The following is a 16,385-nucleotide window of genomic DNA, read 5'->3' as shown; positions in this document are numbered from 1 at the left end:
GAAAGCGAAACCATTTAGTTGATGGTTTTGTCTATTGCCGGAAAATTTATATTCTTACCTGATAAAACAAAATACAATAAAAATAGCGGAGGGATGCCCCGGGGAGGGATGCCATGACCAGCAGAACGCCCCATCGCATTTAAAAGATAGTGCAGCAACAAGTGAGGTATTTAACCAAATATGACCGGAGGTGTATCCCATGAATCAGCCCAACCAGCCCAGTTTGGCCCGGGCCTGGTCAGTTCCCCTTGCCGGCATGGGTATAAATCTGGCTTTGGGTGTATTATACACCTGGAGTGTTTTTGCCGCGGCCCTCATTGATCAGTTGCATTGGACCAAAACCCAGTCCCAGTTTCCCTATACCCTGGCCTGTGTGATGTTTGCCCTGTTCATGGTTCCGGCGGGGCGTATGGTGGATAAGTTTGGTCCCCGGCTGGTGGCCACTATTGGCGGTATCCTGGCCGGTGCGGGTATGATTATCTCGGGAGTTACCCAGTCCCTGGCAGGTATTACCATCGGTTTTGGGCTTATCGTTGGTGCGGCCCTGGGGTTTGGATATGGCGCTCCCACGCCGGCGGCGGTGAAATGGTTCCAGCCCCATAAGAAGGGACTGATTGCCGGTCTGGTGGTGGCCGGCTTCGGCCTGGCTTCGGTTTATACCGCCCCCATGACAAAGTATTTCCTGGCTAATTACGGTATTTCCAAAACCTTTATCTACGAAGGAATCATATTCTTAACCGTTATTGTCATCCTGGCCCAGGTACTTGCCTTCCCGCCCCCGGGTTATGTGCCTTACGGCGGTCCGCCTCCCGCCACCAGGGCGGCCACCGCGGCCAGCTCCAAGCAGGACTTCAGCCCCCGCGAGATGCTGGCCACACCCCAGTTTTACCTGCTCTGGTTGATGTTCTGCTTCGCCGCTTCGGCAGGGCTATTGGTTATCGGCCACCTGGCCAAGATTGCCCAGATCCAGGGTGGCATCAACTGGGGCTTCGTGTTTGTGGCGGTGCTGGCCGTAGCCAATGCCGGCGGGCGCATACTGGCCGGATGGTTGAGTGACCGGTTGGGCCGGACCAACACCATGCTTCTTGTGTTTGCCATTCAAGCGGCCAACATGCTGCTGTTTGCCTCCTACAAGAGTGCGGCAACCCTGTTTATTGGCTCGGTTCTCACCGGGATAGCTTACGGGGCCAACCTTTCCCTCTTCCCGTCGGCTACTTACGACTACTTCGGGTTGAAGAATGCCGGTATCAACTACGGCCTGGTCTTTACCGCCTGGGGTGCCGGCGCCCTCATCGGGCCAATCATTGCGGGGCGGGCGGCAGACCTTACCGGCGGTTATAATGCCAGTTACCTGATCTCCGCCGCCCTGCTGGTGGTGGCCGCCATCCTGAGTTTTGTCACCAAGCCGCCCACAAAACCGGCGGCAAACGAGCAGGCAGTAAATGTATAAAGGTTGGGGCGGGTTTGCACCCGCCCCTTAACATTAGGGTAAGTCTTTAACTGGAATGAAGTTTTTCTTTGAGCAGGCGGTTGACCAGCTCCGGGTTGGCTTTACCCCGGGTGGCCTTCATCACCTGGCCCACTAAGAAGCCGAAGGCCCTGTCCTTTCCTTTCAGATAGTCTTCCACCACCTTGGCGTTGCCGGCCAGCACTTCCTCCACTACGGCGGCAATGGCCCCCTCATCGGTAATCTGTACGAGCCCCTTCTCCTGCACAATTTGTTCCGGATCCTTGCCGGTGGCAAACATTTCCTCGAAAACCGTTTTGGCAATCTTTCCGCTGATGGTGCCCTTATCCATCAGTTTGAGCATGTCCGTCAGCTGGCGGGGGGACACCTTGCACCGGGTAATGTCTATATTATGGGCATTTAACAGGCGCGAGAGATCCCCCATCATCCAGTTGCTGACCGCCTTGGCGTTGGGATAAAGGGCCACGCACTCTTCAAAGTAATCGGCCATTTCTTTGGTGGCGGTGAGCACGGTGGCGTCGTAGGCCGGGAGCTCGTAGCGCTTGATGTAGCGGTTGCGCCGCTCGTCGGGAAGCTCGGGGAGTGTTGCCCGGATTTCCTCCACCCACCGCCGGTCGATCACCAGGGGTACCAGGTCCGGCTCGGGGAAGTAGCGGTAATCGTGGGCTTCTTCCTTGCTGCGCATGGGCAGGGTTACCCCTTTGTTTTCATCCCAGGTGCGGGTCTCCTGGACGATGCGGCCGCCTTCCTGGAGCACGGCAATTTGCCGTTCTACTTCGTAGGTCAGGGCCCGCTGCAGCGCTTTAAAGGAGTTCATGTTTTTAATTTCCGTTTTCGTGCCGAATTCCCGGCTCCCCCTGGGGCGTACGGAAACGTTGGCGTCGCAGCGTAAGGACCCTTCCTCCATTTTGCAGTCGGAAACTCCGGTATACTGGATAATGGCCTTCAGTTTTTCCAGGTAAGCCCGGGCTTCCTCGGGGGAACGCATATCCGGCTCGGAGACAATTTCAATGAGCGGCACACCGGTGCGGTTGTAGTCTACCAGGGAATAGGGAGAGGTGGCAATGGTGCCCTGGTGGATCAACTTACCCGCATCCTCCTCCATGTGTATGCGGGTAATGCCGATGCGCCTGGTTTGCCCGTTCACTTCAATGTTCAGGTAGCCGTTTCTGGCCAGGGGCAGATCATACTGGGATATCTGGTAATTCTTAGGTAGATCTGGGTAATAGTAGTTTTTGCGGTCGAACTTGGAGTATTCAGCAATTTCGCAGTTCAGGGCCAAAGCCGCCCGGATGGCGTATTCCAGCACCTTTTTATTTAAAACCGGGAGCACTCCCGGCAACCCCAGGCAAACGGGGCAAACATGGGTATTGGGGTCCCCCCCAAATTCCGTGGTGGACGAGCAAAAGATCTTGCTTTTTGTTTTTAATTCTACGTGCACTTCCAGGCCGATGATGGTTTCGTACTCAACCAAATTTTGTTTCCCTCCCTATAAAGACGGCCGGCGCCGGTGATAATCCGTGTGTTGCTCAAAGGTGTAGGCCACCCGCAAGAGGGTACCCTCGCCAAAGGGCCTGCCAATTAACTGTAAGCCCACGGGTAAGCCGTCCACAAACCCCGCCGGGATGGATATTCCGGGTATGCCGGCCAGGTTTACCGCCAGGGTGCAGATGTCGGACATGTACATCTGAAGGGGGTCGTCAGTCTTTTCTCCCCGCTTGAAGGCCGGGGACGGGGCGGTGGGAGCCAGGAGCACATCAAATTTTTCGAAGGCCCGGTCAAAATCCTGCTTGATTAAGGTGCGCACTTTCAAGGCCTTTAAATAATAGGCGTCGTAGTAGCCCGCGGACAGGGCGTACGTGCCCAGCATAATGCGCCGTTTTACTTCCGGGCCGAAGCCCTGGCTGCGTGTCTTCATGAACATGTCCACCACATCCCGGGCGTCCTCCGCCCGGTAGCCGTAACGGACGCCGTCATAGCGGGCCAGGTTGGAGCTGGCTTCTGCCGGGGCAATTAAATAATAAGTGGGCAGGGCGTAACGGCTGTGGGGCAAAGTGGTCTCCTCGACTTCTGCCCCCAGGGAGGCCAGCAGCTTGATGGCCTGTCCAATGATTTCTTTTACGGCGGGGTCAATCCCCTCCCCCATGTATTCCCTGGGTACGCCGATTTTCAGGCCCTTCACGTCATCCCTCAAGCAGGATGTGAAGTCGGGGATGTCCTGGGGTGCCGAGGTGGAATCCATGGGATCGTGCCCGCAGATGGCGTTTAACATGAGGGCACAGTCGGTGACATCCCGGGTAAAGGGTCCGATTTGATCCAGGGAGGAGGCAAAGGCCACCAGCCCGTAGCGGGAAACGGCCCCGTAGGTAGGTTTTAATCCCACCACCCCGCAGAGCGCTGCCGGCTGGCGGATGGAGCCACCCGTGTCGGAACCCAGAGCGGTAATGGCTTCCCCTGCCGCCACCGCCGCGGCGGAGCCGCCGCTTGACCCGCCGGGTACCCTCTCCAGGTCCCAGGGGTTGGCGGTCACAAAAAAGCCCGAGTTTTCCGTGGAAGAACCCATGGCAAACTCGTCCATATTTGTCTTGCCCACCATTACCGTGCCGGCGGCCTCCAGCTTTTCCACCACCGTGGCGTTGTAGGGGGGCACAAAGTTGTAGAGAATTTTCGAGGAGCAGGTGGTGCGTACTCCGCGGGTGCACATGTTGTCCTTAATGGCCACCGGGATGCCGGCCAGGGGCGGGATTTCTTCCCCGGCGGCAATTTTACGATCGATTTCCCGTGCCCGGGCAAAGGCCCTGTCCCTGGTCAGGGTGACATAGGCTTTGATTTTGTCCTCTACGGCATCAATGCGGTCAAAGACGGCGCGGCAAATTTCCTCGGCGCTGATTTCCTTTTTGACGAGCAAATCGTGCAGTTCGTGGGCGGTGAGGTAGTACAGCTCCAACAAAATTCCCTCCTTAAACTATCCGCGGCACTTTGAAGAACTGGCCTTCCGTTTCCGGGGCGTTGGCCAGTACCTCTTCGGGCGGCAGGTGTTCACCCACTTCATCTTCCCGCCAGACGTTTTTCAGGGGCAGCACGTGGGCGGTGGGCGGGATGTCGTCGGTGTTCAGTTCGTTGAGCATCTGGGCGTATTCCAGGATAGCGTTCAACTGTTTGGTGTACATTTGCTTTTCTTCTTCGTTCAATTCCAGGCGGGCCAGAAGGGCCACATGCTCCACGTCCTTGATGGTTATCATACCAGCACCTTCCTTACTTTCAAGACTTTAAATGACAATATTATAGCGCTCCATGGGGGAGGTTGCAATTTAACTGTTCCATCGCCCGTATCAAGATTCTCGCCTGCTGTTTTGCACACGCTCGCTCCGTTCGCCTCGCAGGCCAAACTAACGCTCGACCTCGGGCTCCGGCGGGGTTCCCGGCCCATTCGGCATCCATGCCTCAGGGGCCGGCCTCGGGCATCCATGCCCTCGGCCCCGCCTCCGCCTTCGGTCTCGCTAAGTTTGGCACCTGCTCGGCTCAAGGTCGCTCGCTTCGTGCAAAACAGCGGCCATTTTATCCGTTGTTAGTGACATTGAATGGGTCATGAGTTCCTACTCAAATTTTACATGGCCTGCTCCACCAGGCGGCGAAAGTCTTCTTCCCGCAGGATGGGGATACCCAGGGCCAGGGCCCTGTCGTATTTGCTGCCGGGATTCTCCCCTACCACCACATAATCGGTTTTTTTGCTCACACTGGAGCTCACGCGCCCGCCCAGGCGCTCAATTAACTCCTGGGCCTCCTGCCGGGTGAAATGCTCCAGGGTACCGGTGAGGACGAAAACTTTGCCCGCCAGGGGTTTGTCGCCGGGCTCTCCTTCTGGCTCTTGGCGGGTATTTACACCGGCGGCGGCCAGTTTTTCCAGCACCCGGCGGTTTTGTTCCTGGGCAAAAAAGGTTATCACGCTTTCGGCAATCTTGGGGCCGATTTCCGGAATGGCTACCAGTTCTTCATAAGTGGCCCGGGAGAGCCGGTCCAGGGAACCGAAGCGTTGGGCTAAAATGCGTGCGGCCCTTTCCCCCACGTGCCGGATGCCCAGGGCAAAAATCAGGCGGTACAGGGGGTTGGACTTGCTTTTTTCAATTGCCTCCAGGAGGTTTTGGGCCGATTTTTTGCCCAGGCGCTCCAGGGGCACCAGGTCCTCCATGCGCAAGGTGTAAAGATCCGCCGGGTCCCGCACCAGTCCCGCTGCCAGCAACTGGCCGATTACCGCCGGCCCCAGGCCGGCAATATCCATGGCATTGCGGGAAGCAAAGTGGATCAATTCCTCCCGCAGCCGGGCCGGGCAGGCGATGTTGGTGCAGCGGGTTCCCGCTTCTCCCGGGGGACGGATGGCCTCCGCGCCGCATTCGGGACAGCGGCGGGGCATGACAAAGGGTTTTTCGTCTCCGGTGCGCTCTTCCGGGATCACCGCGACCACTTCCGGAATAACATCGCCGGCCTTTTGTACAATTACCGTGTCCCCGATCCGGATGTCCTTCTCCTTGATTATGTCCTCGTTATGCAGGGTGGCCCGGCTGACGGTGGTGCCGGCCAGACGGACCGGTTCTAAAATGGCGGTGGGGGTCAGGACTCCGGTACGTCCCACCCGCAGGATAATGTCCCGCACTTTGGTTTTGGCCTGTTCGGCCGGAAACTTGAAGGCAATGGCCCAGCGGGGGCTCTTCATGGTGGCACCGAGCCGGGCCTGCTGATCCAGGGAGTTGACTTTAATGACCAGGCCGTCAATGACATAGGGGAGGTTAAAGCGCTCTTCCTGCCACCGGTTACAGTAATCAATCACCGCCTGGATATCGGGCAAAAGGCGGTGATGGGGATTAACGGGAAAGCCCAGCGCCTTGAGCAGGGCCAGGGTTTCGGCATGGGTATTTACACTAACCCCATCGATCTCCCCGATCCCGTAGACAAAGATGCTCAGCTGGCGGGAGGCTGTTACGGCCGGGTCCAGCTGGCGCAGGCTGCCCGCAGCGGCGTTGCGCGGGTTGGCAAAGAGGGGCTCCCCCGCTTCTTCCCGGCTTTCATTTAGACGCATAAAGGCATCTTTGGACATGTAGACTTCCCCCCGCACTTCCAGCAGGGGAACGGGGCGGCGCAGGCGTAAGGGGACGGCCCGGATGGTTTTCAAGTTGGCGGTAATGTCCTCGCCGGTCTCCCCATCCCCCCGGGTGGCCCCGGTAAACAGCAGGCCGTTTTCATAGCGCAGGGAAACGGCCAGCCCGTCTATTTTCAGCTCCACCACATACTCCACCGGTTCCCCGGGCAGGGAAGAACGTACCCGGCGGTCAAAATCCCGCAGTTCTCCCTCGTCAAAGGCGTTGGCCAGGCTGAGCATGGGGATGCGGTGGCGCACGGTGGCAAAGCCTTCCCGGGGTTGTCCCCCCACCCGCTGGCTGGGTGAATCCGGAGTGACCAGGGACGGGTATTTGCTTTCCAGTTTGATCAGTTCCCGCATCAATGCGTCGTAGCGCTCGTCGGAAATTACCGGGTCGTCCAGCACATAGTAACGGTAATTGTGGTATTCAATTTCCCGGCGCAGCTCCTCAATCCGATGGCGGGCTCTTTCCAAAGCGCTGTCCAAAAAGTACACCCCCAAGAAAACTGGATCAGGTAATTAGTTCGGCCACAAAGCGGATCACCAGTGCCCCGGGAACAAAGAGGGCCTGGGCCAAAAGGGTACCTGCAAGTCTGGTCAGGGCAAGGTAGACGGCCATTTGCTTCACATCTTCCTCCGGGCGCACCCCACGCATGGCCTGGTCGGTGATCATGGCCGCTGTGGGATCCACCACGGTGGCCGCCAGAACGGCGGCCACGCCGTTAACAATTCCCGAAGTAAGGGTGGCCGTGGACCGGAACTGGGGTATCAACGCCCCCGCATACAGGGCCGAGAGCACACCGGTGGTCCAGATGCCGGTGATTAAAATATTGGCCACCAGGAAGTGCCGGGGTATGTTCAGCGGTCCCCGCAGGGCGTCCCGGAAACGGCCCACTCCCGGTAGTTTAACCTTTTTGGCCATGGCTAAGAGCTGCCGTGGGGAGAGGATCATTTTTAAGATCATGCGGGGTACCGAACCCAGATCCTCCAGGAGCATTATCCCCCGGGTGAAAACCCAAACGAAGGTAGGGATAAAAAGACCCCCCAGGATGGTTCCCCCGGTGGCAGCCAGGATGACGAGGCGGATTTCCATGTTTAACCTGGCAAGCTGGTCCTGGTAGTAGGGATCGGCCAGGATGTCCCCGCCGCCGGCGTGCCTTAAGCCAGCGTTAATGGCGTGTTCCACAATGGAGGACATAAGGGGTGCCTGAATCAGGTTGGCCGTGCTGGCAATGAGAAAGATCACCTGGAAAAGGGACAGGGCCGTGGCCAGGCGCTGGGTGCGCACCCCGGCCAGGCGCACGGAATAAATCAGGGTATTGATCATGTGAATAATGGCCGTTAACAGGGCCACAATGAGCAAACGGGTCATGTTGGCCTCCGGAAGATAGGACGCAAATCTACCTGGCGGTAGTTGCCGTTGTTTCTATTATTGCCGGGAAAATGCATGGATCAGACTTAAACCCGTTCCAGGGGGGCGTAGCGGGCCAAAAGGATTTTGGTGCCCAGGTTGGGAAACTCCACCTGTAATTCGGCGTTTTCGCCGTGTCCCCTTACATCGACCACCGTACCCTGCCCCCATTTGCGGTGCCTGACCCGGTCACCGGGGCTGAAGGCGTACACTGGAGCCTGCTCCCGGACGGGCGGGATGCCGGGTTCTTTGTCTTTGCCCGCTCCCCGGAGTAGTCCGGTACCGCCGGAGGCGGGTTTTGGCCGCCTTTCCCCGTTCCCGCTATCGAGGGGGTCATCGACTGTAACCAGGTGGGGCGGTATCTCTTCCAGAAAACGGGACGGGTCGTTGTGCCGGGTGGCCCCGTACAGGGTGCGCTGCCAGCAGTGGGTTAAATAAAGCCGTTCCCTGGCCCGGGTAATGCCTACGTAGCAGAGGCGCCTTTCCTCCTCCAGTTCCGCCGGTTCCACCAGGGAACGGGAGTGCGGGAAAACCCCCTCCTCCATCCCCACCAGAAAGACCACCGGGAACTCCAGTCCCTTGGCGCTGTGCAGGGTCATCAGCACCACCTGATCCGCTTCCTCGTCGTAGCGGTCTATGTCGCTGACCAGGGAAAGCTCGGCCAGGAAGGCGCTCAAGGTTCGTTCCCCGGCCTGGCGGTCGAAGTCCTGGGTCACCGAGAGAAATTCCTTCAGGTTTTCCTGCCGGGTGCGGGATTCAACCGTGTTTTCGGACAGGAGCTCCTGCCAGTATCCCGATCGCTGGAGCACTTCCCAGGCCAGACCGGTTACGGTTAACTCGTCCTGGTGTTCATAAAGCCAGCCAAAGAGGCGGGCCAGTTCCATGCAGGACGCCCGTACGTTTTTGGTCAGGCCGGGTATTTCCTCCACCCGGGTCAGGGCTTCCAGTACCGGAATTTCTCTGGCTGCACTGAAGGCAAGCAGCTTGTTAAAAGAAGCCTCCCCGATGCCCCGCCGTGGTACGTTAATAATGCGCCTTAAACTTACCGTGTCTGACGGGTTCACCACCAGCCGGAGGTAGGCCAGCAGGTCTTTGATTTCCTTACGGTCGTAGAAGCGCAGGCCGCCCACAATGGTGTAGGGAATACCCCGGTGCAGCAGGATTTCCTCCAGCACCCGGGACATGGCGTGGGTGCGGTAAAGCACCGCCATATCCCGGTAAGGTACTCCCAGGCGGTGGAGCCGGGTAATACGGTCGGCCACGAAATTGGCCTCGGCTCGCTCGTCGTGGGCCAGGTAAACCACCACCGGGTTCCCCGCGCCGGCGGCCGTCCAAAGCCTTTTTTCCCTGCGCCCCCGGTTGCGCCGGATGACGTGATTGGCGGCATCCAGAATGGTCTGGGTAGAGCGGTAGTTTTGCTCCAGTTTGACCACTTTTGCATCGGGGTAGTCTTTTTCAAAGTCGAGGATGTTCTGGATATTCGCCCCACGCCAGCTGTAAATACCCTGGTCCGGGTCGCCCACCACGCAGAGGTTGCGGTGTTCCCGGGCCAGGAGGTTCACCAGCACGTACTGGGCGTGGTTGGTGTCCTGGTACTCGTCCACCAGGATGTAACGAAAGCGGTTCTGGTAATAGCGTAAGACCGCGGGGTTTTCCCGGAACAGGCGCACCGTGAGCATGATCAGGTCGTCAAAATCCAGGGCGTTGTTGCGGAAAAGCTTGTCCTGGTACAGGGCATAAACACGGGCCACATGCCGGGAATAGAAATCAAAGGCCTCGTCCTGGTAAGCATCGGGTCCTAGCAGTTTATTTTTCGCTCCGGAAATGACTGCGGCCACGGCCCGGGGCGGAAACTTTTTCTCATCCAGGTTTAATTCTTTCAGGCAATCTTTCAGTACCGTTTGCTGGTCGTGCTCATCGTAAATCACAAAATTCTCGGAGTAGCCCAGAAAACGGGCTTGCTTGCGCAGGATGCGCAGGCAGGCCGAATGGAAGGTGGAAACCCACAGGTCCTGTGCCACATGGGGAACCATGGCCTGGACCCGCTCCTTCATTTCCCTGGCCGCCTTGTTGGTAAAGGTGATGGCCAGGATATGGTGGGGGTCCACCCCCTGCTGCAGGAGATAGGCAATACGGGTGGTCAGTACCCGGGTTTTACCGCTGCCCGCGCCCGCCAGCACTAAAAGGGGCCCGTCTTTGTGCTGTACTGCTTCTTTCTGGGCTTCATTGAGGTTTTTCAACAGGTCCATTTTCTGATCACTTCCCATCCAGGGTGCATTATACCACAGGCCCTGGCCTTTCGGTACCACTGCAAAAGAAAAACCCGGCGTATTTAACGACAAGACCGGGGAAATTTTTACGGAAGACTCGTTGTTCTATAACAGAACCAAAGCTTGTCTGCGATGAGGCATGGCGTTGTCCATGCTCACTCCAGTGCTCAACTAGTCATCTTTTCTCCGCTCGGCCAGTTCAGCAAACACCTCTGCCGGTGTAATGCCCTGTTCGGCCAGGATTACCAGCAGGTGGTAAAGGACATCGGCGCTTTCTTTGATGACCTCTTCCCGGTCCCGGTTCTTGGCCTCGATGATCAGCTCGGTGGTCTCTTCTCCCAGCTTTTCGAGCATTTTGTCCAGGCCCTTGTTGAAGAGTTTGGCGGTATAGGAACCGGGGGGGCGTTTTTCCTGCCGTTCCTTGATTACCTGGTAGAGCTCCTCCAATATCAGGGCATTGACTGCGGGGGCGGCACCAGGGGCCGGTGCGTTGCCCGTGTCGTCAACTGTTGGTGTATCCTCCGGTTGGGATTTGGGGCCGTAAACCTCTTCCGGGTTAAACTGCTGCTCTCCAATCACTTCCGTTTGCCCCGTTTCCGGATTGATGCGGTAGTGGAAGCAGGTGTAATAACCCTCGTGGCAGGCGGCTCCCGTTTGCTTCACCCTGATCAGCAGGGTGTCCCGGTCGCAATCGTAGGTTATCTCCTGTACCTTTTGCACGTTGCCGGAGGTTTCCCCCTTGTGCCACAACTTTTGCCGGCTGCGGCTCCAAAACCAGGTTTCCCCGGTGGCCAGGGTTTTTTCCAGCGCTTCCTTGTTCATATAGGCCATCATCAACACTATATTGGTATCGGCGTCCTGGATGATGGCCGGGATCAAACCAGCACTATCGTATTTCAAACAGCCAGCGTCAAAGGTCATGGTTTATCCTCCTGTTTTTGTATATTCTATGCCGCGTAAGTGCCGTGTGCCTTTACCTAACAGGGCAGCCGTACGGAGATACCCCGTTCCTTGAGGTATTCCTTTACCTGGCGGATGGAATATTCACCAAAATGAAAGATGGAAGCCGCCAGAGCTGCATCGGCTTCGCCGGTGGTCAGCCCCTGGGCAATATGTTCTAAAGTGCCCACCCCACCGGAAGCAATTACCGGTATGTTTACCGCCCGGGCCACGGTACGGGTTAGTTCCAGGTCATAGCCGTCTTTGGTGCCGTCCCTGTCCATACTGGTGAGCAGGATTTCCCCTGCCCCCAGTGCTTCCACCTGCCTGGCCCACTGCACGGCGTCGATGCCGGTGGGGGTACGTCCGCCGTGTATGTACACTTCCCATTTTGCTTCACCAACCCGGCGGGCATCAATGGCCACCACAATGCATTGACTGCCGAATCGTTGGGCCGCCTCCGCCACCAGCCGGGGGTTTTTTACCGCCGCAGTATTTATGGACACCTTGTCGGCTCCCGCAGATAGGATGGCCCGGATGTCCTCCAGGGAGCCAATCCCGCCGCCTACGGTAAAAGGGATGAATACTTCTCCCGCCGTGCGGTAAACCATGTCCAGGACTGTTTTGCGGCCCCGGGCCGAGGCAGTGATGTCTAAGAAGACCAGTTCGTCGGCCCCTTCCCGGTCATAAAGAGCGGCCAGCTCCACGGGATCCCCGGCATCCCGCAGGTTTAAAAAATTGGTTCCTTTCACCACCCGGCCATCGGTAACGTCTAAACAGGGGATGATGCGTTTGGTCAGCACACCTGTTCCTCCAATTCCTCCCGGGCGATTTCCAGGGCATCCCGCAGATTTATGGTGCCGGCATAAAGGGCCTTACCGATAATCACCGCTTCCACCCCCAGGGGTTCCATGGCCTTCAGTGCCCGCAGGTCGGCCAGACTGGAAACCCCCCCGGAAGCAATGATCTTTAACTGCGTGGACCGGGCCACTTCTTCCACCACGGCCAGGTTCGGGCCTTTCAGTGTACCGTCCCGCCAGATGTCGGTAAACACCACCCGTTTGACACCCAGGCCTTTCATCTCGGCGGCCAGTTCCAGGGCGTTCTTTTCGGCCGTCACTCCCCAGCCTTCAATGGCCACTTTGCCGTTGCGGGCGTCAATGCCCACCACAATGGACTCGCCGTAACGGGCACAGGCCTCGGCCACCATACCGGGATTGATAATGGCTACCGTGCCCAGGATCACCCGGGCAGCCCCCAGCCCCAGCAGTTGTTCAATTACCGCCATGTCCCGGATGCCCCCTCCCACCTGCACGGGTATGCGGACGGCGGAAAGGATGCCCCGGATCATGTCCCAGTTCTTGGGCTCGCCGGTAAAGGCTCCATCCAGATCCACCACGTGCAGCCAGCGGGCGCCCTGGTCTTCCCAAAGGCGGGCTACAGCGACGGGATCATCGGAGTAAACGGTTTCCCTGTCCAGCCGGCCCTCTACCAGGCGCACACATTTGCCTGCCCGCAGGTCAATTGCCGGGATAATTAACATTTGGCCACCAACTCCCCAAAGTTTTGCAGAATTTTTAGCCCCAGGGTGCTGCTCTTTTCCGGGTGAAACTGGATGCCAAAAACGTTACCCCGATTGACCATGGAGGTAAAGGGCTGACCGTAGGTGGTTACCCCCGCCACCAGGTCCTGGTCCCCCGGGTCTACATAATATGAATGAACGAAATAAAAAGTTGATCCGTCAGGTATTCCCCGGGTCAGGGAAATCTCCTTTTGGAAAAATACCTGGTTCCACCCCATGTGGGGGATTTTAACCTCCCAGTGAATACGGCGCACCCGGCCGGGAAAAATACCCAGGCCCGGTGTCGAGCCAAACTCCTCACTCACTTCAAACAGGAGCTGCAGTCCCAGGCAGATGCCCAAAAAGGGTTTGCCTCCGGCAATGGCCTCTTTCACCGCCCGGTCCAGGCCGGCAGCTTTAAGATTGTCCATGGCATCCCGGAAGGCTCCCACTCCCGGCAGGACCACCCCCCGGGCCTGTCCCACCCGGGCCGGATCCTGCACCACCTCGGCCCCAAACCCCACCCTCTCAAAGGCTTTCTGTACACTGCGCAGGTTCCCCATCCCGTAATCAATGATGGCAATCAAAACTTTCGTCCCCTCCCCCGCCAAAACACTACAACAACCCTTTAGTGGAGGGCACCCCCGACGTTCGGGGATCTACGGCCAGGGCGGATTTCAGCGCCCGGCCCAGGCCCTTGAATATGGCTTCAATGATATGGTGGGTGTTCCGCCCGGCCAGGAGGCGTACGTGCAGGGTGAACTCCCCGTTTAAGGCCAGCGCCCGCAGGAATTCTTCCACCAGCTCGGTATCGAAATTCCCCACCCGGGGTGACGGCAAGGAAACATCGTAGGCTAAAAAGCCCCGGCCGCTTAAATCTACCGCCACCAGCACTAAAGCCTCATCCATGGGCAAAAGGGCATGGCCGTAACGATTAATGCCTTCCTTTTTGCCCAGGGCTTCCTTCAAGGCCCGGCCCAGGCAAATGGCCGTATCTTCTGCCGTGTGGTGACCGTCCACTTCCAGGTCACCCCGGGCGTTAAGCTCAAGGTCAAAACAGGCGTGCCGGGTGAAAAGGCAAAGCATGTGATCCAGAAAGCCGATGCCCGTCTTGATCTGGTAATTGCCCGTCCCATCCAGGTTCAGATGCACCCGGATTTCCGTTTCACCGGTGCGACGCTTCATCCCGGCCACCCTCTGTGAACCTATTTTCCCCACCCCCTACAGCCCTAAAATCGTTTTTAGCTTTTCCAGGAAAAGTCGGTTTTCATCCCTTTTCCCCACCGTTACCCGCAGGCATTGTTCCAGCCCGGGGCCGTGCATGTTGCGGATCAAGATCCCCTTCGCCAGCAACTCCCGGTATACCTGCTCCGCCGGCAAAGGAGTACGGAAAAGAATAAAATTGGCCGCCGTGGGAAAAACTTCAACCCCCGGCAGGGCAGCCAGTTCCCGGTAAAGTTCCTCCCGGTCCTGCAGGATCAGTTTGATCAAACGGTTGAACTCTTCCCGGCGGGCCATTACCGTGCGGGCGGCGAGCTGGGAAAAGGCGTTCAAATTAAAGGGCTGTTTGATGCGCAGCAGTTGTTGAACCACTGCCGGATCGGCCAGCAAATAGCCCACCCGCAGGCCGGCTAACCCGAAAGCTTTGGAAAAGGTGCGCAGGACCACCAGGTTGGAATATTCCTTCAACAGGGGTACACAGCTTTCCCCGCCAAATTCCTGGTAGGCCTCGTCCACCACCACCAGGGCGCGGCTGTTCTTTAGTATTTCGGCCACTTCCTCCGGCGGGGTGACGTTCCCCGTGGGGTTGTTGGGTGAACACAGGAAGATCACCCGGGTTTCGGGATGCCGGGCCGCCGTGATCACGCCCGGTACGTCCAGGGCAAAGTTTTGCCTGCGGGGTACGTTTACTGGCCGGGCACCCGCTATGCGGGCATGTACCTCGTACATGGAAAAAGTGGGAGGGGTGATGACCACCCGCCCTCCGGTGCCAAAGGTTAATAACAGGGTGAGGATCAGCTCATCAGAGCCGTTGCCCGCCAGGATGCCGCCGGCCGGTACGCCGGTGTAATCAGAAAGCTGGTCGACCAGCTCACCGGCCACGGGGTCGGGATAGCGGGTAAAGGTATGATTCCCCAGTTCCCGCCAGATTTCCTCCCGGATGGAAGGAGGAAAATCGTAAGGATTTTCGTTGGCGTCCAGTTTAATTACGTTGTGATGGACATGAACCTGGTAGGGTACCAGTCCGTCCAGGTCCGGACGCACCAGCGCTGCGGGATCAAAGGCAGCATTCATGATTTTTCACTCTCCCGGCATGACTTGTCCAGCCTTACCTCTACAGCCCTGGCGTGGGCGTCCAGACCTTCCACCCGGGCCAGCCGGATAATGTGGGGAGCCATTTCCAGGAACGCTTCCCGGGAGCAGGAGATAACGCTGATTCTTTTTAAAAAGGCATCCACGCCCAGGGGGGAATAAAAACGGGCGGTACCCCCGGTGGGCAGAACATGGCTGGGGCCGGCCAGATAATCCCCCAATGGTTCCGGGGCATGGGGTCCCAAAAAAACGGCTCCGGCTGTGGTAATGCGTCCCAGCCAGGAGAAAGGCTCCCTCACCACCAGCTCCAGATGTTCCGGGGCGAAGCGGTTGGCCAGGTCCACGGCCTGGGCAATGTCCCGGGTCAGGATAATGGCTCCGTGGCTGGCTAAAGATTCGGCGGCAATTTCCTGCCGCGGCAAATCGTTCAGCTGGCGCTTTAGTTCCTCCTTGACGGCCTGTGCCAGTTGACTGTCCGGAGTGAGAAGCAGGGCCTGGGCCAGGGGATCGTGTTCGGCCTGGGATAACATGTCGGCTGCCACATGCCGGGGATCGGCCGAATCATCGGCGATTACCAGCACTTCGCTGGGCCCCGCCAGCATGTCGATATCCACCAGGCCAAAGACCTGCTGCTTGGCCAGGGTAACGTAAAGATTGCCCGGCCCGACGATTTTGTCCACCGGCCGGATGGTTTGCGTTCCATAGGCCAGGGCGGCAATGGCCTGTGCCCCGCCCACCTTGTAAATTTCCGTTACTCCCGCCAGGTCGGCAGCCACCAGCGTGTGGGGATTAATTTTTCCCTCGCGGTCGGGAGGGGTGACCATGGCGATTTCCTTTACCCCGGCCACCCGGGCGGGAAGGGCATTCATCAACACCGAGGAGGGATAGGCTGCCGTGCCTCCCGGCACGTAAACACCAACCCGGGCCAGGGGACGCACAAGCTGTCCTACCAAAAGGCCCCGGGCATCGGGCTCCATCCAGGAGTTGGTCAACTGGCGCCGGTGATAGGCGGTGATGTTCTCTACCGCCACCGCCAGGGCGGCTAAAAAGTCTTCTTTAACCTGCTTCTTTGCTTCGGAGATTTCTTCCGGCTTTACCTTCAGTTCTTCCGGGGTAAGGTTAATTCCATCGAAACGGGCCGTATACCGGCAGAGGGCCTCATCCCCTCCGTCCCGCACACCGGCTATGATCTCCCTTACCCTGGCAATAGCCTCCTCCCGGCCGGCCGGGTGGCGGGTTAGCAGTTGCTCCAAAGCCGGATCTTCCGCACCAATAATTTCAATCAAGCG

At 58.2% G+C, this 16,385-nt stretch carries 14 protein-coding genes; 1 reads left to right on the top strand and 13 read right to left on the bottom strand.

Going from position 1 to position 16,385, the window contains the following annotated elements; translation table 11 throughout:
• Nucleotides 1–199 precede the first annotated feature (199 nt).
• The gene (locus D7024_RS08500) at nt 200–1,450 is read left to right on the top strand and encodes an L-lactate MFS transporter (RefSeq protein WP_121451403.1); all 1,251 of its coding nucleotides are present in this window, start codon (nt 200–202) and stop codon (nt 1,448–1,450) included.
• 46 nt (nt 1,451–1,496) lie between these two features.
• Here the strand turns inward: D7024_RS08500 and gatB are convergent, their stop codons facing one another.
• From gatB to hisD, 13 genes are all read right to left on the bottom strand, one after another.
• A complete protein-coding gene (gene gatB, locus D7024_RS08495) occupies nt 1,497–2,942 on the bottom strand; it encodes an Asp-tRNA(Asn)/Glu-tRNA(Gln) amidotransferase subunit GatB (RefSeq protein WP_121451402.1) in 1,446 nt (481 codons plus the stop codon).
• Between the two features lie 15 nt (nt 2,943–2,957).
• Nucleotides 2,958–4,415: an Asp-tRNA(Asn)/Glu-tRNA(Gln) amidotransferase subunit GatA gene (gene gatA, locus D7024_RS08490; protein WP_121451401.1), complete on the bottom strand. Its 1,458-nt coding sequence runs from the start codon at nt 4,413–4,415 to the stop codon at nt 2,958–2,960.
• 13 nt (nt 4,416–4,428) lie between these two features.
• The gene (gatC, locus tag D7024_RS08485) at nt 4,429–4,710 is read right to left on the bottom strand and encodes an Asp-tRNA(Asn)/Glu-tRNA(Gln) amidotransferase subunit GatC (RefSeq protein WP_121451400.1); all 282 of its coding nucleotides are present in this window, start codon (nt 4,708–4,710) and stop codon (nt 4,429–4,431) included.
• Nucleotides 4,711–5,075: 365 nt separating this feature from the next.
• Entirely contained in the window at nt 5,076–7,088 is a 2,013-nt protein-coding gene (ligA, locus tag D7024_RS08480; protein ID WP_121451399.1) for an NAD-dependent DNA ligase LigA, read from the bottom strand.
• A gap of 25 nt (nt 7,089–7,113) precedes the next feature.
• Nucleotides 7,114–7,974: a lipid II flippase Amj family protein gene (locus tag D7024_RS08475; RefSeq protein WP_121451398.1), complete on the bottom strand. Its 861-nt coding sequence runs from the start codon at nt 7,972–7,974 to the stop codon at nt 7,114–7,116.
• A gap of 86 nt (nt 7,975–8,060) precedes the next feature.
• Nucleotides 8,061–10,262: a DNA helicase PcrA gene (pcrA, locus tag D7024_RS08470; RefSeq protein ID WP_121451397.1), complete on the bottom strand. Its 2,202-nt coding sequence runs from the start codon at nt 10,260–10,262 to the stop codon at nt 8,061–8,063.
• Nucleotides 10,263–10,454: 192 nt separating this feature from the next.
• Nucleotides 10,455–11,204: a bifunctional phosphoribosyl-AMP cyclohydrolase/phosphoribosyl-ATP diphosphatase HisIE gene (gene hisIE, locus D7024_RS08465; protein WP_121451396.1), complete on the bottom strand. Its 750-nt coding sequence runs from the start codon at nt 11,202–11,204 to the stop codon at nt 10,455–10,457.
• A gap of 56 nt (nt 11,205–11,260) precedes the next feature.
• Complete coding sequence (gene hisF / locus D7024_RS08460; RefSeq protein WP_121451395.1) at nt 11,261–12,025, bottom strand: imidazole glycerol phosphate synthase subunit HisF; 765 nt, start codon at nt 12,023–12,025, stop codon at nt 11,261–11,263.
• Complete coding sequence (gene hisA, locus D7024_RS08455; RefSeq protein WP_121451394.1) at nt 12,019–12,765, bottom strand: 1-(5-phosphoribosyl)-5-[(5-phosphoribosylamino)methylideneamino]imidazole-4-carboxamide isomerase; 747 nt, start codon at nt 12,763–12,765, stop codon at nt 12,019–12,021. Before hisA ends, hisF begins: the two co-directional genes overlap by 7 nt.
• A complete protein-coding gene (hisH, locus tag D7024_RS08450; protein WP_121451393.1) occupies nt 12,759–13,370 on the bottom strand; it encodes an imidazole glycerol phosphate synthase subunit HisH in 612 nt (203 codons plus the stop codon). Before hisH ends, hisA begins: the two co-directional genes overlap by 7 nt.
• A gap of 28 nt (nt 13,371–13,398) precedes the next feature.
• Entirely contained in the window at nt 13,399–14,001 is a 603-nt protein-coding gene (gene hisB, locus D7024_RS08445) for an imidazoleglycerol-phosphate dehydratase HisB (protein WP_279220977.1), read from the bottom strand.
• A 3-nt stretch (nt 14,002–14,004) separates the two neighbouring features.
• On the bottom strand, nt 14,005–15,078 hold the full coding sequence (gene hisC / locus D7024_RS08440; RefSeq protein WP_121451391.1) for a histidinol-phosphate transaminase: 1,074 nt from the start codon (nt 15,076–15,078) through the stop codon (nt 14,005–14,007).
• On the bottom strand, nt 15,075–16,382 hold the full coding sequence (hisD, locus tag D7024_RS08435; RefSeq protein ID WP_121451390.1) for a histidinol dehydrogenase: 1,308 nt from the start codon (nt 16,380–16,382) through the stop codon (nt 15,075–15,077). The genes hisC and hisD overlap by 4 nt, the downstream gene beginning before the upstream one ends.
• Nucleotides 16,383–16,385 lie beyond the last annotated feature (3 nt).

Source organism: Desulfofundulus salinus, assembly GCF_003627965.1.
In the GTDB taxonomy this organism is placed as follows: Bacteria; Bacillota; Desulfotomaculia; order Desulfotomaculales; family Desulfovirgulaceae; genus Desulfofundulus; species Desulfofundulus salinus.
This window is presented reverse-complemented; position numbering and strand designations above follow the sequence as displayed.